This is a genomic window from Streptomyces alboflavus (assembly GCF_000716675.1).
In the GTDB taxonomy this organism is placed as follows: Bacteria; Actinomycetota; Actinomycetes; order Streptomycetales; family Streptomycetaceae; genus Streptomyces; species Streptomyces alboflavus.
On the sequence record NZ_JNXT01000024.1, the window covers coordinates 1 to 18152 of the forward strand.

Here is an 18152-nt window from a genome sequence, read left to right on the forward strand (position 1 = left end):
GCCCCACCAGCACCCCTCCCCCCACCGGCCCCCTCCCCGCCGACCGACGCCCCTCCCGCCGCAGGCTCCTCCTCTGGGGCGGCGGCGCCCTCGCCGCCGTGGCGGGCGGCACCGGTGTGGCCGTCGCGCTCCGGGACGGCAGCGGAGGCACGGACGGCAAGGGGGCGGGGTCGCGGAAGCGGACGCCGAACGCGACGGCGAAGGGGCGGGTGCTGTGGAGCCGGGACGTCGGCGAGCTGCGGCCCGACGGCCTGGTGCGCCGGGGCGACGACCTCTACTTACTCGCCCCCGGCTCCCTCACCTGCCTGGAAGCCCGGTCCAACACCGAGCGCTGGGTGTACTCGGTGGAGCGGTTGCAGAGCGTGGACCGCTACCGCGACACGGTCTACGTCCTCCGCGACGACCTCTTCGAACCCGAGATGCACGCGCTGACCGCCACCACCGGCCGCAAGGTGTGGACGTCCCCGTTCCCCCGCCTCAACCCCGAGCGCCGCGCCGCGGGCCTGCCCGGCTTCAACGCCGACAACAGCGCCCTTGAGGGCAACCAGGGGACGTTCGTGCTGGCGGGGGACGTGCTGTGCTTCCTGACGTACGCCCCGTACGACACCATGTGGGCGCGGCGCAGCTCCTGGGGGCGGCGCTGGCGTGCGTACGGGTTCGACGCGCGGACGCGTGAGGCCCTGTGGTTCCACGAGGGCGCCGCCGCGGGGGTGATCGGCGTCGACGAGGCGGGTGGCCGCATCGCCGTGGCCGCGTCCGCGAACCCCGGCATGGCGGGCACGGGCGACTACGCGCGGCGGGACCCGCTGGTGGTCCTGCGGGCGGCGGACGGGAAGGTGGAGCGGACGGTGCGGGGCGGGGCCCGGTACCCGCGCGCCCACCCCGGCGCGAAGGGCATCGCGTGCTACGCGAACCGCACCGCGATCCGGGCCGTCGACCTCGCCACGGGCCGCGTCCGCTGGACCCGCCGCCTCGACTCGCCGACGGCCGTCACACCGGTGCCGACGCGCGGCATGCTGCTCGCCGCCACGTCCGAGGGCGTCAGCGGGTACGCGGCCGAGTCCGGCGGCAAGCCCCGGTGGACCCGTACGGACGTCGAGGAACTGACCGCCTCCGACGGCTCGTTGCTGACGGCGGGCGGGCACGCGTACGTCGTGGGGCCCGAGCCCGGCACGACCGGCGAGCCCGGCTGGGGCGTGCACGCCCTCGACGTCCGCACCGGCCGCACGGTCTGGGCCGCCCGGTCCGAGGGCCTGACGACGGTGAAGGCGGCCGCCGCCGCGGCTGACGTGATCCATGTGTACGCGGACGGGACGGTCGCGGCGATCGCACCGCCGGAGCGGGCATGACCTCGCCGCTCCTCTCCGAGGACCCCAGAACCCTGGGCGGGCACCGGCTGTTGTCCCGGCTCGGCGCGGGTGGCATGGGGCAGGTCTATCTGGCCCGGAGCCCCGGCGGGCGGCTGCTCGCCGTGAAGACGGTCCACGAACACCTCGCCGCCGACGCGAAGTTCCGGGAGCGCTTCCGGAGGGAGGCGACCGCCGCGCGGGCCGTCACCGGCGCCCACACCGCCGCCGTGGTGGACGCCGATCCGGACGCTGACCAGCCGTGGCTCGCCACCGCCTACCTGCCGGGGGTCACCCTGCGCCAGGCCGTCGCCGCCGGCGGCCCGCTGACCGGCGAGGCCGTCCGGGCGCTCGCCGCCGCCCTCGCCGAGGCCCTGGCCTGCATCCACGCCGCGGGCATCGTGCACCGCGACCTGAAGCCGTCCAACGTCCTGGTCACCGCGGACGGCCCCCGCGTCATCGACTTCGGCATCGCACGGGCCACCGGCGAGCCCGCGAAGGACGGGCCGCTGACCGCGACCGGGTCGATGCTCGGCACGCCCGGCTACATGGCGCCCGAGCAGATCCTCGGCGGTCCGACGGGACCGGCCACCGACGTGTTCGCCCTCGGCGCGGTCCTCACCTTCGCCGCGACCGGCGCGGGTCCGTTCGGCGCGGGCCCGGTCGCCGTCCTCCTGTACCGCGCGGCCCACGAGGACCCCGACCTCACCGGCGTCCCGGAGGCGGCCGGGCTGCGCGCACTTGTCGCGTCCTGCCTTCGGCGCGATCCGTCCGGGCGGCCCGCGGTCGGGGAGGTCCTGCGCCGGACCGCCCGGCACGACGGCCCGCTGTGGTGGCGGGACGAGCCCTTGCGGTCCCTCGTCGCCGACGCGGTGGCGCCGGAGGGCCCCGAGGGTGACGTCGCCTCCGAGGAAACGGCCACCCGCCCGGCGGCGGAATCGGCCACCCGTCCGACGGCGGATGCGGGACCGCCCACCCGCGTCGCCACCACCGCCCCGCCCCCGGCACCCGACACCACACCAGAACCCGCGCCGAAGCCCGCACCGGACCGCGCCCCAGAACCCTCACCGGACCCCGCACCACCCCCCACCGCCGAGAACCGCCCCGCCCCCGACCGCGCCCTCCGCCGCCGCGCCCTCGCCCGCCGCTCCGCCCTCACCGTCGCGGGCGGCGGCCTCGCCGCGCTGATGGGCTGGGCCATCAGCACCGCGCCGCCCGGCTCCCGGCCGCGGGACCCGGCGGAGCAGAGCGCGCTGAGCCTGCGCGAGGGCAAGCGCGCCCCCGGCGCCACGCGGTGGACGCTGACCCTCGACGACGCGGTCGGCGGCAGCCTGGACGCGCTGCTGCTCGCAGGCGACACCGTGCTGGTGCGCGGGCCGAAGCGCGGCACCACGCTGGGCGGCGGCGCCGTCCACGCCGTGCGGGCCGCCGACGGCTCCGAGCGGTGGCGGCGGGACGGCGGGACGCAGTCCGGGCCCGCGCTGTGGGGCGTGACCGACGGGCTCCTGATCGCGCCGGACGTCCTCGCGGAGGTCGTCGACGTACGGACGGGAAAGCCGTGGCCGGTGAAGAACGCGTGGCCGTCGCCGGGGACCACCCGGTGGTTCGCGGTCGCGGCCGGGCGCCTGGTGACGCTGCACGTGACCGGCTCGTCGAACGACCCGGAGCTGCGGCTGCGCACCCTGCCCGGCGGCACCGCGCCGAGCGTCCGCGAGGACGTGCCCGCCTGGCTGCCACCCGCCGTCTCCGGGTCGTCGCTGCTGCTTGCGCCGGAGCCCGCGGACCTGACGGAGGGGGCGTCCTGCGTGGACGCGCGCACGGGCGAGCTGCGCTGGACGCACCGGCACCTCACCGGCGACGAACGGGCGGTGGCCGCCCCTGTGACGCTCCCTCAGAAGGGGTCCGTCGGCGCGCGGTTCGCGCTGCTCACGGAGGAGTCCGAGCTGCACCTCGTCGACGTGGGGGACGGCGAGCGGCCGGCGCGGCGACACCTGGACCTGGCGGCGGGGCGGGGCACGACCGCCGTGGGGCAGGCCGCCGGGGTCGGCCTGGTGCTCGGCGGCGGCAGGATCGAAGGCTTCGACCCCCGAGGCGGCGGGCGGTTGTGGAGCCACGCCTCGGCGGGCCTGGACGCGAGCTGGCCGCGCCGGGCGGGCGGCGCGCGCGGCCCGGTGACCGCCGGCGGCGTCCTGGTGCACTGGACGGACACCAACACCCTCGCGGCCGTCGACGTGCGCGACGGCCGCAAGCCGCTGTGGACGGCGTCGTTCGGGGCGACCGGGCAGCGCCCGCCCGCGATCGGCGGCGACACCGTCTACGTCACGGCGGGCCGCGAGGTCCGCGCCCTCGGCCTGCGCGACGGCAGGCGGCGGGCGCGGTGGCGTCTGGACGGCACGGCCACCGCGCTCACCGCCGACGCCGACGGGTGGTACGCGATCGTGGGCGGGACATCCGCGCGGGCCGTCAACGCGGCCGCGCGGTGAGCACGACGGCCACAGGGAGACAGGGGGTCAGGGGCGCTGGCGGCGCCACGGCCCCTTGATCGCCAGCATGATGCCGGGCGTCTGGATGTTGGCGTACAGCGTCCGCCCGTCGGGCGAGAAGGTGACACCCGTGAACTCGCTGTAGGACGGCTTCTCGGGGGTGCCCGCGTTCAGTTCGTTGCGGGCGATGGGGTACGTGCGCCCGCGCTCCGTCGCGCCGAACAGGTGCTGGATGCCGTCGCCGTCCTCGGCGATGACGAGGCCGCCGTAGGGCGAGACGGTGATGTTGTCGGGGCCGTCGTACGCGCCGTCCTTACCGGGGACCGAGCTTTCCGCGTGCGCCCCGATGAGCACCTTCAGGGTGAGGGTGCGGCGGCCGGGGTGGTAGAACCACACCTGCCCGTCGTGCTGTCCGGGGCTCTCGGCACGGGCGTACGAGGAGACGATGTACGCGCCGCCGTCGCCCCACCACATGCCTTCGAGCTTGCGGGCGCGGGTGACGTCACCGGCGCCGAACTGCTTGCGGACCGGCACGGTGCGCGCGTCGCGGTCCTCGACCTCCACCCAGTCCACGCCGTACACGGTGCCGATCTTCGTGGCGCGCGCGAGGTCGTCGACGAAGCGGCCGCCGGAGTCGTAGCACTTGACGGCCTTGAGGACACCGGCGTCGTCGGCGAGGGTGCGCAGCCTGCCGCGGCCGTGCCGGAACCCGTGCGGCGGACTCCAGCGGTACAGCAGGCCGTTGGGGCCCGCGGCGTCCTCGGTGAGGTAGAGGTGGCCGCGCTTGGGGTCGACGACGACCGCTTCGTGGGCGTAGCGGCCGAGGGCCTTGAGGGGCTTGGGGTTCCGGTTGGCGCGCCGGTCGTAGGGGTCGACCTCGAAGACGTAGCCGTGGTCCTTGGTCATGCCGTTCTGGCCGGCCTTGTCCTCGGTCTCCTCGCAGGTGAGCCAGGTGCCCCACGGCGTGGAGCCGCCCGCGCAGTTGGTGGCGGTGCCCGCGACGCCGACCCACTCGGCGACGTCGCCGCCGCGCCGGACCTCGACGACCGTGCAGCCACCGGCCGCCGCCGGGTCGTAGACGAGTCCTTCGGTGAGCGGCACCGGGTGCTGCACGCGGGTGCGGGGGCCGCCCAGCTCGTGGTTGTTGACGAGCAGCGTCACGCCGCGCGGGCCCTCGAAGGCTGCGGTGCCGTCGTGGTTCGACGGCGTGAACTCGCCGGTGTCCAGTTTCGTCTTGCCGCTGTGCGTGATGACGCGGTACGAGAATCCGGCGGGGAGGGCGAGCAGGCCCTTGGGGTCCGGCAGGAGCGGGCCGTAGCCCGGCGCGCCGTGACCGTGGCCGTGTCCGTCGGCGTCGTCGAGGCCGTCGGCCCCGGCCACCTCCGGGTCCTCCGCGGCGAGCGCGCCGGGCGCGGTGGCGAGCGCGCCGACGCTGCCTGCCAGGGCGACGCCCGCCCCGGTGACCGCTGATCGTCTGGCGAAGTCCCTGCGAGTGAGCGACGGCATGATTTCTCCTGAGGGCGCGTCGACCGGGCCTGCTGTCGGCGACAGATTCCCGCTCACGTATAAACGGCGGTTGAACGAAGGCCGACTTCGGCGGTCGTTTTCCGGATGCTCACATTCCGCCAGGAGGTTCCCATGAGCGACGCGCACACGGCCACCGACGCGAGCGGGCACGCTCCCTTTCCCGCCACCGGCCGCCGCGTCCTGGTCAGCGGCGCGTCCCGGGGCCTCGGCCGCGCCCTGGCCCGGGCGTTCGCGGACAACGGGGACCGGGTCGCGGTGCACTTCGGCTCGCGCGAACAGGAGGCGCGGGCCACGCTCGACTCGCTGCCGGGGTTCGGGCACGCCCTGGTGGGCGGCGACCTGTCGGACCCGGCCAGGGCCAAGGACGTCGCGGACCGCGCGGCCGAGGCGCTCGGCGGCGGCGTCGACGTACTGGTGAACAACGCGGCCGTGAACCTGCCGCACCCGCCCGCCACCACCTCCTACGAGGACTGGTCCGCGCTGTGGCAGCGGCACATGTCCGTCAACCTGCTGGCCACCGCGAACCTCAGCCATCTCGCGGCGCACCGCATGATCGGCCAGGGCACCGGCGGCCGCATCGTCAACATCGGCTCGCGCGGCGCCTTCCGGGGCGAGCCGGACCACCCGGCGTACGGGGCGACGAAGGCGGCCGTGCACGCGCTCGGCCAGTCGCTCGCGGTGGCACTCGCGCCGCACGGGATCGCCGTGGCGTCCGTGGCGCCGGGGTTCTTCGGGACGATGGGGGTCCCCCCTGCTCATTAAGAGCATGGGGGAGGGTCGCACACCGGCTGAGCGGGGCGGAGGGCGAGGCGATCCGCGCGCAGAGCCCGTTCGGGCGGGCGGGCACGGCCGAGGAGATCGCGGCGGCGGTGGTGTGGCTGGCGTCGCCGATGGCAGTGGGGTCTCCCCTGCTCGAGCGTAGTCGAGAGCTTGGGGAAGGGCCTCCGGCGCCGTCCTCGATCTCAACGGCGCGTCCCACCTGCGCACCTGAGCCCGCCGCGGCCTACGTGAAGCGGCGTATGTTGCGTGCGCGTTACTGGTCGGAAGGGACTTCGTATTCCCGGAAGAGTCTTCGTAAACAAGGTCAACAGGCGCGGACCGTCCGCAAAGGCAAGATTTCGCGCAGAACGCCTTGACCGCCGGTGGCCACGGCAATAGACACCCAGGTACCGCATCCCGCAGGTACACCTGCGGAACCGCATCACCCACGCGGGGAGGCGAGCCGGAGTGGACGCACACCAGGCCCGCGGCCTCCATGAGGGCCGGCTGATGAGGCTGGCCAACGTCACCGGAGTAGGCACCGGCAGGGACGAACACTCGGGCGCGGACGTGATCGTCGTCTTCGTCACGCACCGGGTGCCCCGTGACCGGCTCCGGGACGAGGACGTGGTTCCGGACGTACTCGACGGCGTGCCCGTGCGCGTGCTGGCCATCGGCGACGTCGGCGCACAGGGCGACGCCTGAGACGTCCACCGGAACCCGGGACTTCACCACAAGGGGAAGAGGTGGTCTGGCGTGAGCCAGCCCGAATTGATGCGAGGACCCACCGGCGGCACCCTCAGCGACAGCTCCCGTCAGCAGGCGATGGCCGACTTCATGCGCCGCGAACAGCCGCTCGCGAACGTGGTCGGCTTCGGGCACGGCGTGAAGTGGAGCGACGGCAGGCCCACCGGCGAGCCCGCCGTGCTCGTGTTCGTCACCCAGAAGGTGCCCGAATCACTGCTCCCCGAACGGGATGTGATTCCGCGTCAGATGGGCGACGGCACCCCCACCGACATCCTGGCCGTCGGCCATGTGGCCGCGCAGCGCCAGCAGCGCAGGTCCGCGCGCGGCGAGGACCGCTCCTCGGTGTCGTACGACGCCGACGGCACCGTCAGCGAGCAGCTCGCCGGTCTGTCCCAGCCCCGGCTCGAAGAGCTCGGCGGCCTCGGCGCGTTCGAGCCGCAGCTCCTCAAGCGCCGGATGCGGCCGAGCCCCTCCGGCTTCTCGGTCGGCAACGTCCGCGTGACCGCGGGCACCCTGGGCAGCGTGGTGTACGACTTCCTGCCCGGCGCGTCCGTCGACCCGCCCGGCGCCGGACTCGGCGTGCCCGCGAAGTTCTACATCCTGTCCAACAACCACGTCCTCGCCGACTCCAACCGGGCCCAGCTCGGCAGCTCGATCGTGCAGCCCGGCGTGTTCGACGGCGGCCAGGACCCGGCCGACCGGATCGCGACCCTGGACCGCTTCATCACGATCCAGTTCGCCCCGCAGATTCCGCTGGAGCGGCACAACAACGTCGTGGACGCGGCGCTCGGCACTGTGGACTTCCAGGACGCGACCCGCGAGCAGTACTTCAGCGGGGCGCCGCGTGCCTGGCGGCGCAAGGCCAACGTCGCCGTCGGCGACCTCGTCAAGAAGTCCGGCCGCACCACGAACATCAGCTTCGGCCGGATCGTCTCCGTGGACGCCACCATCGACGTCAACTACGGCACGGCGGGCACCGCGCGCTTCAAGGACCAGATCCTCACCACGAACATCTCCGCGGGCGGCGACTCCGGCTCCCTGGTGACCTCGCTCGACAATGTGGCGCTCGGCCTGCTCTTCGCGGGCTCCTCGACCGTCACCGTCATCAACCACATCGAGAACGTCCGCGCGCTGCTGCGCGTCGAGATCGCCGAGCAGCTGGCCTGACGCACGACGTCCCGGAGGGAGGGTTCCATGACCACACAGGCACGCAAGCAGAAGGGCCAGGCCCGCGCGGAGCACCGTTTCCACAACCCGCAGGGGGCCGAGGTCAAGACGCGTGACGAGGCGTTCGCCACGCAGTTCGACGTCTCGGCGGAGGCCGTCTCCACCGACTGCAAGCTCACGCTCCACAACGGCCAGGTCACGTTCGGCATCGAGGTGAAGTACAACCCCAACACCTACCCGCACGTCGTGACCGGCGGCCAGATCACCTCCGGCATCTGCGGTGCCCCCTGGGACATCACCGGTGGCTTCGTCGGTGACACCATCCGCCTGGACGCCAAGCGGGCCGGCCAGGGGTCCTGCGCCACGACGATCACCATCGTCGGCGAGTACCAGAACCCGCCCGCGTACCGCGGCACCTATGGCTTCGACGGCGCCACATCGTCGTTCAAGCACACGACGCACTACGAGTGCTGAGCCCTCGGGCCGGGCCGGGGAACCGCCCCTCGCGGCCTCCGGCCCGGCTCGTCCTCAAACGCCGGACGGGCTCTCCGGGCCGGTGTCACCGGCGGGTGCGCCGCACCTCCGCCGATCGGCCTCCGGCCTCGTCCTCAAACGCCGGACGGGCTGGAGACTTCGCCCGGGCGGGCCTGAGGGTGCCGGGCTTTTGGTGGACGCCGAGGAAGGTTGGGCGGGTGGGTGGGAGAGAGCCCGTCCGGCGTTTGAGGACGAGCGCGCAGCGCGATCGGCGGCGGCCCGTCCCACCCGCACGGGACCTCCGCCCAAGGCCCTAGGCCTGCTGGGAGCGGGCCTTGAAGGCCGCCTTGCGGGCCTCCTTCGCGACCTTCTTGTCGGGGTGGAGGCGCCCCATCGCCTCCAGGACGTCCGCGGTGGCGGGGTGCTCCACACGCCACGCCGCGGCGAAGAACCCGCTGTGCTGCGCGGCGAGCCCCTCCACGAGGGCCTGGAGCTCCTCGGAGTTGCCCTCGGCGGCGAGCTGCGCGGCGATCGTGTCGATGGTGAGCCAGAAGACCATGCCCTCGGACGGCGCAGGCACATCGGCGGCGCCGTGCTCGGCGAGCCACACCCGGGCGAGCCCACCGAGCTCGGCGTCGTCGAGGACCTCCCGCAGCGCGGGCTCGGCCTCGTCCCCGACGAGGGACAGCGCCTGCTGGCACCGCAGCCGCCGCAGCGGCGCCCCCTCGTCGCCGCCGCGCGCGGCGGACAGCAACTCCCGTGCGGCGCCGAGCGATTCCCGCCGGGCGAGCCACTGCTCGATCTCGGCCTGCGCGGCACCCTGCGGGAAGGCGGCGGTGCCGTCGAGGAGCGTGTCGGCGCCCTTGTCGGCGAGGTCGCCGACGGCGGGCGCGTCGAGCCCGGCCTCCAGCATCCGCGCCCGGATGCCGTAGAGCCCGAGCGGCGTCAGCCTGACCATGCCGTACCGCGTGACGTCCTCGTCGTCGACGGGCGGCATCGGCTCCTCGCTGTCGATGTCGGCCATCAGGGCCTCGTCGACGGGCTGGTAGGCGACGAGCCCGATCGGCTCCAGCATCCGGAACTGGTCGTCGAGCCGCATCATCGCGTCCGACACCTGCTCCAGGATGTCGTCGGTGGGCTCCCCCATGTCGTCGGGCACGATCATCGACGCGGCGAGCGCGGGCAGCGGCACCGCACCGTCCGCGGCGCCCTCGCCGACGGTCAGCAGGTACAGGTTGCCGAGGACGCCCTCCAGGAAGTCGGCCTCGCCCTGCGGGTCCCAGCCGAGCGCCTCGAAGTCGATCTCGCCGCCGTCCTCGATGGCGTCGACGAGGTCGTCCAGGTCGGGCACCGTCGCGTCGGCGAACACGGTCTCCAGGGCGGCGAGCCAGATGCCGAGGACGTCCTGCGGCGCCCCGGAGGTGAGCAGGCCCAGCTCCTCGCCCTCGGTGACGGTCCCGTCGGCCTCGGCCTCGGCGCCCTCGGCGTCCTCGGGTGCCTCGTGGATCTCGACCAGGCCGGTGTCGACGGCGACCCGCCACGCCTCGCTGGCGTACGCCGCCGCGTCCCCGTCGTCCAGCCCGTCCGCCCCCTCGGGGCCGGTGAGCCCGAGCTCGGCCGCCGCGGCCGGAAGCTGCTCGTCGACGAGCTCGCCGCCGGCGCCCACCCGCGTGTCCGGGCCCGCCCAGCGGGCGAGCCGTGCGGCGCGGGCGAGCAGAGGCGTGGCGAGCGCGTCCCGCGCGAGCTCCGCTTCGGAGTGCAGCAGCACCGGCGGCAGGGTGGCGGGGCTTTGGGACATCGGCTGGTTCTCCTGACGGACGTGCGGGTCTGCCGCCCTGACGGGCGTGGGGTCTGCTGCGTGAAGCCTAGACGGATTTGACCGTTTGCCGCCCGCCCCTCGGACGCACCCGCCCCAGACCCGCCTCCATCCCCCGGACGCACCGGCCCCGGACCCGCCCCGCCCGTCGCCCGACACCCCCGCCCGGCTTCGCCCGCATCGCCCCGACTCCGCCTGGCTTCACCCCGCCGTCAGGAGTCGTACAGATCACGCACACCCGAAGAACCTTGACAACTCCCCCGCCCGCACAAGAGATTGACGCGCGTAGAGCGGCACTCCCCCGGCCGATGCACCGCGCACCCCCGTACGCGTCCCGTTGATCCCGTTCATCACTTTCACCCTCACTCGGAGTCCCCGATGCCCCACATACCGAGAACCGCTGCCGTCAGCACCCTCGTCGCCACCGCCCTCGCGGCCGGGCTGCTCGTCGCCACCACCTCCAGCGCGTCCGCCGACCAGGTGCGGGTGCACGACATCCAGGGCACGACGCGGCTCTCACCGCTCGCGGGGCAGCAGGTCAGCGATGTGCGGGGCATCGTCACGGGCGTGCGCGGCTATGGTTCGAAGGGCTTCTGGATCCAGGACACGGCGCCGGACGACGACCGGGCGACCAGCGAGGGCGTGTTCGTGTACACGTCCTCGACGCCGACGGTGAAGCCGGGCGACGCGGTCCTGGTCTCCGGCACCGTCACCGAGTACGTGCCCGGCGGCGCCGCCTCCGGCAACCAGTCGCTGACCCAGATCACCAAGCCGACGGTGACCGTGGAGTCCTCCGGCAACGCCCTGCCCGCCCCGGTGGCGATCGGCGCCAGGTCCGTGCCCGCCACGTACGCCCCCAAGGGCGACCCGGCCGCCGGGAACAGCGTCAACGGGCTGCCCCTGAAGCCCCGTTCGTACGCCCTGGACCTGTACGAGTCCCTGGAGGGCATGAACGTAACCGTCGGTTCCGCGCGCGTCGTCGGCGCGACCGACCCGTACAACGAGCTGTGGGTGACCGTGAAGCCGCACGAGAGCGCCACCCGGCGCGGGGGCGCGCTGTACGGCTCGTACGACTCGCAGAACACCGGCAGGCTCCAGATCCAGCAGCTGGCGCCGGTCTCCGAGCAGCCGTTCCCGAAGGCGGACGTCGGGGACACGCTGACCGGGGCGACGGAGGGGCCGCTGGACTTCAACCAGTTCGGCGGGTACACGCTGACCGCCCGTGAGCTGGGCAAGGTCGTGCCGCAGGGCAAGGGCAAGGGCCTGCAGCGGGAGCGGACCCGGCCGCAGCGCGCGGGCGAGCTGGCCGTGGCCACGTACAACGTCGAGAACCTCGACCCGGGCGACCCGCAGTCGAAGTTCGACGCGCTGGCCTCCGGCGTGGTCACGAACCTGGCCACGCCCGACATCGTCGCCCTGGAGGAGATCCAGGACGACAACGGCGCGAAGAACGACGGCACGGTGTCCGCCGCGGCGACCCTGAAGAAGTTCACGGACGCGATCGTCGCGGCGGGCGGCCCGCGCTACGCGTGGCGGTCCGTCGACCCCGAGAACAACAAGGACGGCGGCGAGCCGGGCGGCAACATCCGCCAGGTGTTCCTGTTCAACCCCGAGCGGGTGTCGTTCACCGACCGCGCCGCCGGGGACGCGACGACCCCGACGGGCGTCGTCCGCGTCGGCAAGCGGGCCGCGCTCACGCACTCGCCGGGCCGGATCGCCCCGGCGGACTCGGCGTGGACCAACAGCCGCAAGCCGCTCGCCGGTGAGTTCTCCTTCCGGGGCAAGCCGGTGATCGTGGTCGCCAACCACTTCGCGTCCAAGGGCGGCGACGAGTCGCTGACCTCGCACCACCAGCCGCCGGTGCGCTCCTCCGAGACGCAGCGGGTACGCCAGGCGGAGGCCGTGAACTCCTTCGTCCAGGAGGTCAGAGAGACCCAGCGGGACGCGGACGTGCTCGTGGTCGGCGACATCAACGACTTCGAGTTCTCCGCCACGACCAAGGCCCTGGAGAAGGGCGGCGCGCTGCGCGCCGGGATCAAGACGCTGCCGCGCGCCGAGCGCTACTCGTACGTCTTCCAGGGCAACTCGCAGGTCCTGGACCAGATCCTGGTGAGCCCGGGCGTGGGCCGGTTCCGCTACGACAGCGTGCATGTGAACGCCGAGTTCGCGGAGCAGAACAGCGACCACGACCCGCAGGTGGTGCGCTTCCGGCCGTAGCCGTCACGGAGGCGACCACCGGAGCCGGAGCCCGCGTCAGCCGTACAGGCGCGTCAGCCAGTCCCGCCACGCGGGCTCCGCGCTCTTGGCGTCGGCGTGCGCCGCGAAGTCGTGGACAGTGACACCGACGCGACGGCCGAAGTGGTTGCGGCCGAAGAAACGGTAGAGCGCGTCGTCGGTGCGCAGACCGATGAAGTACGGCGTGCGGAAGTCGAGCACGGCGTCCAGGTCCACGCCGGCGGCGCTCAGCCGGAAGCGGGCGCCCTCCGAGGCGTCGGTGGGCAGGCCGAGTTCGCGCGCGAGCCGGGTGAAGGCGTCCTCGGCCGTGGCGGCGGCGGGGGCGTCGAGGTGGGTGTAGGTGACCGGGCGGCCCGCGAAGTACGTCAAGTACTCGCGCAGGGTGTGCAGATAGAAGTCGGTGTGCTTGCTCGCCGCGTCGTACTGGTTCTCCCAGTCCTGGGTGAAGATCCCGCTGTGCGCGTGCCGCACCCAGGCGCGGCGGCCGCCGTCGCAGGGCTCGATCAGGTGCTCCATGTGGAGGGTGCTCCGCTCCGCGAAGAGCGCGGCAGGACCTTCGGAGCGGACCGTGAGCCGGCGCGGCGGATCCCAGGCCGTGACGACGGCGCCGTGCGGCGCGGCGCCGCCCACCCGCGGCTCGTACTCCATCGGCCAGAGCCAGCCGCCGGTGCCGGTGACCGTGGTGAACGCGTCCCACACCTGCCGCGGCGGTGAGCCGACCTCGAACTCCCGGACGATCTCGAACTCCCGGACGCCGCTGCCGACGGTGCCGCCGGTGCCCGGGCCGCCGCCGTCCGCCCTGCCGCTCCCCCGGCGCCTGCCCCTGCGGCTGTCCTTGGTCATGGCGACTCCTCCGGTCGAGCGGGACGGCCGGGGCCGCCGGGCCCCGGTCCCGCTCCGCCTCCATGACCCCACGGGCAGCCCGCCGGGGTAAAGCCCCGGGCACGAACTAGCCGGGCACGACCCCGAACTCCCGCCGCCAGCGCCGCACCTGCCCCCGCTCCAGCGTCCCCGGGAACTCCCGCACCCGGCGCCACTCCTCCGACAGCGTGCCGACGCCGTCGCCCGGCGCCTCCAGCGCCCGCTGGTGATCCGCCGCGGTCTCCCACTCCGCGTAGTTGACGATCTGCGTGCCGTCGGTGCTCAGGTGGAAGTGCGCCGAGGCCAGGCCCGGGACGGCGCCGGTGCCGAGCGCGGCGAGGACGGTGTCCACCCACCTGCGCTGCCGGTCGGCGTCGGGTCCCTCGAAGTCGACGTGCACGGTCACGAACGCCTCGGGCGCGGGGCCGCCGGCGCCCGGCGTCACGCTGCGGTACAGCCGGGTCTTGATCAGGCCGACGCGTTCGATGCCGGGCACGGCCGCGTCGATCTCGTCGTTGCGCGCGTCCCGGCCGTTGGCGAAGAAGTCCTGGTAGGACTCCTCGTCCCGCCACTGCGAGTGGTGCATCAGGGTGGCGCCGTCCTCCCCCGCGTACACGTGGTAGCCGAGCAGGCCCTCGTGCGGCCAGGGGCGGCTCTCCCAGGCGTGGGCGATGGCGGCCACGGCCGCGCGCTGCCGCTCGGGGGTGCCGACGTTCCAGGTGCTGAAGAAGGTGAGGCCGATGTCGGAGCGGGTCGGATCGGGGTGGGCGAGGGCGCGGCGGGTCATGGCGGTCTCCACGTTCGGTGGGCGTGCGCGGCCGTCGGTGCGGCCACGGACGCGCAGGTCGGTGATGGTGTACGCGGTGTTCGTGCGGTGCGTACGACCCCTACGCTCCAACGTGAAGTTAGGTTCAGGTCAAGCCCGTTCGGGTGCGGGCAGGGTGACCGCTCAAGCCCGTTCGGGTGCGGGCAGGGTGACCGCGTCGAGTCCGGGCCGCTTCGCCCGGTGCGCGCCGCCCCCGCCCCCGCCGGGCCGCATCCGCCGCACCCGCCGCCGCGCCCAGGGCCCGGCGGCGCCGACGAGCCAGCGCACCTCCTGGGCCGCGCCGCCGAGCGCCGACACGGGGGCGAGCGGCGGCAGCGGGCGCGCCCAGTCCTCGTGCCCGGCGAGGCCGAGCAGATCGGCGACGCCGGCGGCGATGCGGGCGTGGCCGACGGGGCTCGCGTGGGTGCGGTCGCGGCTCCACAGCCGCGGGTCGGCGGTGATCCGCTGCGGGAACAGGTCGAGGACCACGACGCCGTGCCGGTCGGCGGCGGCGCGGATACGGGCGTTGAGTTCCATGACGCGCGGCTGGGCGCGGCGGGCCAGGGGGGCGATGCGGCCGATGTCGGGGAAGGTCACGGTCACCACGCGGGCGCCCGCCGAGGTGAGTTCGGCGAACATCTCCTCGACGGCGCGGGCGGTGCGGGCGGCGTCGTAGCCGGGCCTGACCAGGTCGCCCATGCCCGCGACGACGGTCGCGAGGTCCGGCTTGAGCGCCAGGGCCGGGGCCAGTTGCTCGTCCCTGACCTGTTCGGCGAGGCGGCCGCGCACGGCCAGGTTGGCGTACGCGAAGTCGGGGCTCGCGACGGCGAGGATCTCCGCGAGCCGGTCGGCCCAGCCGCGGTAGCCGTGCCGTTCGTCGCCGTCGCCGATCCCCTCGGTCTGGCTGTCTCCGACGGCGACGTAACGCTCGTACGGATGCGTGGTCATGGCCCGAGGGTCCTGCGCCCGCCCGGGCCCGTCAACGACGCCTCGACGACACGTGTCACACTCCTGTACACCGCGTCCCACCAGTACTCCCGCGCCCCGGCCGGGAGTGGACGCCAGCGGGACACCGGCGGTCCCTGGCCCGTGCGGGCACCCCAGACCTCGTAGCGCTCCTTCGCATTACCTCGTAGCAGAATTAAGTGGAGCTTCACGACCGGTCCCGCCCAGACTGCCCCTATGACCGCTCCCTCCACACCCGCCGCGTCCCCGGACGCCCCCTTCGGCCGCGCCCTGTGCGCCATGGTCACGCCCTTCACGGCGTCCGGCGCCCTCGACCTGGACGGCGCCCAGGTCCTCGCCGACCGGCTCGTCGCGGACGGCTGCGAGGGGCTGGTCCTCTCCGGCACCACGGGTGAGTCCCCGACGACGTCCGACGCCGAGAAGAGCGCGCTCCTGCGGGCCGTCCGGGAGGCCGTCGGCGAGCGGGCCGCCGTCGTCGCGGGCGTCGGCAGCAACGACACCGCGCACACCGGTGAACTGGCCCTGCAGGCCGAGAAGGCGGGCGCCGACGGGCTGCTCGTGGTCACGCCGTACTACAGCAAGCCGCCGCAGGACGCGGTCGAGGCGCACTTCCGCGCGGTCGCGGACGTGTCGGGCCTGCCGGTGCTCGTCTACGACATCCCGGGCCGCACCGGCACCCGCGTCGAACCGGACACGATGCTGCGCCTCGCGGAGCATCCGCGGATCGTGGGAGTCAAGGACTGCGCGTACGACCTGCTCGGCTCCGCCAAGGTGATGGCGCACTCGGACCTCGCGTACTACACGGGCTGCGATGAGTTCGTGCTGCCGCTGTACGCGCTCGGCGGCGCCGGGTACATCAGCACGGTCGCCAACGTCGCGCCGCGCTCGCTGCGGGCGATCCTGGACGCCTTCGACGCGGGCGACACGGCGGGCGCGGCGCGCGGTCAGCGCCAGCTCAGCGAACTCATCGAGCTGATGATGGCCTCCGGGCTGCCCGGCGCGGTCACGGCGAAGGCGCTGCTCGACGCGCTCGGGCTGCCCGCGGGCCCGGTCCGGGCGCCCCTGCTGCCCGCCGACCGGAACGCGGTCGACGGGCTGCTTGCGGCCTACGAGGCGCTCGGCGGAGCGCTTCCGGCCGGGGCCGTTCAGCGTGCGGTGAGCATCGGCGTCCACACGCGCTTGTAGCCCTGGGGGGCCGTGCGGGCGCCGGTCAGCGGCACGGCCTTCTTGCTGTCGACGGTGACGAGGACGAGCCGCTTGGGGTCGTTGTTCTTGCCGGTGCAGCGTGCCGGGTCGGCGCAGGCGAGCGCGATGATCCGCTTGCTGTCGGCCCAGGCGAGCTGCTCCTGGCTCGGCACCCACGCGACCCTCCTGCCGGTCATCGGGTCGAGGACCGGCGAGCCCTTGGCGTCGCCGTCGGCCGCGAGCAGTCTGCCGTCGGGCGAGAGTCCGGCCTGCGCCCGGCCCGCGTGCTTCTCGGCGGGGGGCGCGGAGGTCGGCCTGCCGCTCAGGGTGTACCAGTCGCGGTAGTCCTTCTTGCCCTGGCGCGCGTACTGCTGGACGTAGAGCCGGGTGCCGTCGTGGTTGAAGTGCAGGTCCTGGCGCGAGACGCCGGGGAACATGCCGTCCTCGTCCGGGTCGGGCTGGGGCACGTCGCGGAAGGGGCCGACCTTGCCGGACGCGGCCTCGATCAGGACGTAGCCGGTGCGGCTGCCGTGGTGCCGCGGCCAGTTCACGGAGCCGTTGCCGGGCACGGAGACCATCAGGTCCGGGTTCTTGCGGTACGCGGTCGCCACCAGACGCTTGCCGTCCGGGGACCACTCGACGGCCGCCACACCGTGGCGCAGCGTGATCCAGCGCGTCACCTTGCCCGTGCGCAGGTCGAGCATCCCGACCCGGCGCGTGGGCAGTTCGCCCTCCAGGACGGCGGCGGTGCGCATGCCCGGGGCGACGGCGACCCAGGCCCACTCGGTGTCGGCCTTCTCGTACTTCATGGTCTTGGGGTTCAGCAGGAAGTACGAGCGGGCGAGGAGTTCGTCGCCGTTCCGCTGCGGGACGTCACGGGTGACGGAGTATCCGGCCAGGCCGGTCTTCCCTGCGGCGACGAAGTCGCGGGGCACCGACTGGCCGGAGTGCGCGATCACGTCGCCCGTGCGGGACGCGCTCGCCGGGCCCGCGTCCTCGCGTCCCGAGTCGAGGGCACTCACGCCCACGACGACGGCGGCGGCCGTGCCGAGCGCGGCACCCGTGATCGTCCGGGCGCGTCGGCGGCGCCTGGTGGCGAGCACCCGGCCCGCCAGGTCCCCGCGCGGTCCGCCCTGTTCGGCGGCCTGTTCCTGGAGCGCCTCGCGCACCAGCTGGTCAACGTTCACGGACGTACCTCCACAGGCGAGATGTCACGGGGCGGCGAGGCCTCGGCGGCGGCCGGGCCGAGCGCGGCCAGTTCGGGGGCGAGGGAGCGCAGCCGGGCCAGGGAGCGGTGCGCGGTGCTGCGGACGGTGCCGACGGAGCACCCGAGGATCCGGGCGACGTCGGCCTCCGGCAGGTCCTCGTAGTACCTGAGGACGAGCACGGAGCGCTGGCGCGGGGTGAGCCGGGCGAGCGCGCCGCGCATCACGACGCGCAGCTCGGCGGCGCTCTCCCCGCCGTCGTCGGCCCGCTCGGGCGGCTCGGCGACGGCCACCTCGCGGCGCGGCCACTTCAGACGCCACCAGCTGACCTGCTGGCGGTAGAGCACCTGCCGGACGTACGCCTCCGGGTCCTCGACCCTGCTCCACCGGCCCGCGACCTTCACCAGGGCGGTCTGCAACTGGTCCTCGGCGGCGTGCCGGTCGCCGCCGCACAGCAGCACGGCGGTCCTCAGCAGGGCGGAGGACCTGCTCTCCACGAACTCCCGGAAGCGGTCCTGGCTCTCGGCATCCATCGTCACCTTCTCTTCTCCGGCGGCCCTGCTGCCCCCTCTGCTG

The 18152-nt window shown here is 74.2% G+C and carries 14 protein-coding genes and 1 pseudogene; 8 read left to right on the plus strand and 7 right to left on the minus strand.

The features are described from left to right. A partial coding sequence (locus tag OO63_RS19730; RefSeq protein ID WP_157854017.1) for an outer membrane protein assembly factor BamB family protein occupies positions 1 to 1349 on the plus strand: 1349 nt, incomplete at its 5' end. Next, positions 1346 to 3829: a protein kinase domain-containing protein gene (locus tag OO63_RS19735; protein ID WP_030358849.1), complete on the plus strand. Its 2484-nt coding sequence runs from the start codon at positions 1346 to 1348 to the stop codon at positions 3827 to 3829. The genes OO63_RS19730 and OO63_RS19735, both read left to right, overlap by 4 nt. A 27-nt stretch (positions 3830 to 3856) precedes the next feature. Here OO63_RS19735 and OO63_RS19740 read toward each other — a convergent pair whose 3' ends face one another. Next, complete coding sequence (locus tag OO63_RS19740) at positions 3857 to 5335, minus strand: alkaline phosphatase PhoX (protein WP_030358848.1); 1479 nt, start codon at positions 5333 to 5335, stop codon at positions 3857 to 3859. A gap of 132 nt (positions 5336 to 5467) precedes the next feature. Here OO63_RS19740 and OO63_RS41495 point away from each other — a divergent pair. The 4 genes and pseudogenes from OO63_RS41495 to OO63_RS19760 all read left to right on the plus strand — a co-directional run bounded on the left by OO63_RS41495 (position 5468) and on the right by OO63_RS19760 (position 8503). Then, positions 5468 to 6347 (plus strand): annotated as a pseudogene (locus tag OO63_RS41495) (SDR family NAD(P)-dependent oxidoreductase). A gap of 278 nt (positions 6348 to 6625) precedes the next feature. Continuing rightward, on the plus strand, positions 6626 to 6820 hold the full coding sequence (locus OO63_RS19750) for a hypothetical protein (RefSeq protein ID WP_051811011.1): 195 nt from the start codon (positions 6626 to 6628) through the stop codon (positions 6818 to 6820). 51 nt (positions 6821 to 6871) lie between these two features. Next, on the plus strand, positions 6872 to 8029 hold the full coding sequence (locus OO63_RS19755; protein ID WP_234311189.1) for a S1 family peptidase: 1158 nt from the start codon (positions 6872 to 6874) through the stop codon (positions 8027 to 8029). Positions 8030 to 8056: 27 nt separating this feature from the next. Further along, the gene (locus OO63_RS19760) at positions 8057 to 8503 is read left to right on the plus strand and encodes a hypothetical protein (protein WP_030358845.1); all 447 of its coding nucleotides are present in this window, start codon (positions 8057 to 8059) and stop codon (positions 8501 to 8503) included. 313 nt (positions 8504 to 8816) lie between these two features. Here the strand turns inward: OO63_RS19760 and OO63_RS19765 are convergent, their stop codons facing one another. After that, positions 8817 to 10301 (minus strand): hypothetical protein, encoded by a 1485-nt coding sequence (locus tag OO63_RS19765; RefSeq protein WP_030358844.1) that lies wholly within the window; start codon positions 10299 to 10301, stop codon positions 8817 to 8819. 396 nt (positions 10302 to 10697) lie between these two features. Here OO63_RS19765 and OO63_RS19770 point away from each other — a divergent pair, with 396 nt between their 5' ends. Then, positions 10698 to 12536, plus strand: coding sequence for an endonuclease/exonuclease/phosphatase family protein (locus OO63_RS19770; protein WP_030358843.1), 1839 nt, complete (start codon positions 10698 to 10700; stop codon positions 12534 to 12536). A 36-nt stretch (positions 12537 to 12572) separates the two neighbouring features. On the opposite strand, the gene OO63_RS19775 is transcribed toward OO63_RS19770, so the two are convergent. From OO63_RS19775 to OO63_RS19785, 3 genes are all read right to left on the minus strand, one after another. Continuing rightward, positions 12573 to 13397, minus strand: coding sequence for an SRPBCC family protein (locus tag OO63_RS19775; RefSeq protein ID WP_234311188.1), 825 nt, complete (start codon positions 13395 to 13397; stop codon positions 12573 to 12575). Between the two features lie 106 nt (positions 13398 to 13503). Then, positions 13504 to 14202 (minus strand): antibiotic biosynthesis monooxygenase, encoded by a 699-nt coding sequence (locus OO63_RS19780; protein WP_030358841.1) that lies wholly within the window; start codon positions 14200 to 14202, stop codon positions 13504 to 13506. Positions 14203 to 14364: 162 nt separating this feature from the next. Then, entirely contained in the window at positions 14365 to 15168 is an 804-nt protein-coding gene (locus OO63_RS19785) for an SGNH/GDSL hydrolase family protein (RefSeq protein WP_030358840.1), read from the minus strand. A 234-nt stretch (positions 15169 to 15402) separates the two neighbouring features. Here OO63_RS19785 and dapA point away from each other — a divergent pair, with 234 nt between their 5' ends. Beyond that, the gene (dapA, locus tag OO63_RS19790; protein WP_030358839.1) at positions 15403 to 16371 is read left to right on the plus strand and encodes a 4-hydroxy-tetrahydrodipicolinate synthase; all 969 of its coding nucleotides are present in this window, start codon (positions 15403 to 15405) and stop codon (positions 16369 to 16371) included. Here dapA and OO63_RS19795 read toward each other — a convergent pair. Further along, complete coding sequence (locus OO63_RS19795) at positions 16332 to 17558, minus strand: hypothetical protein (protein WP_030358838.1); 1227 nt, start codon at positions 17556 to 17558, stop codon at positions 16332 to 16334. The genes dapA and OO63_RS19795 overlap by 40 nt on opposite strands. Further along, positions 17555 to 18109: a SigE family RNA polymerase sigma factor gene (locus OO63_RS19800; protein ID WP_030358837.1), complete on the minus strand. Its 555-nt coding sequence runs from the start codon at positions 18107 to 18109 to the stop codon at positions 17555 to 17557. Before OO63_RS19800 ends, OO63_RS19795 begins: the two co-directional genes overlap by 4 nt. Positions 18110 to 18152: the final 43 nt, after the last annotated feature.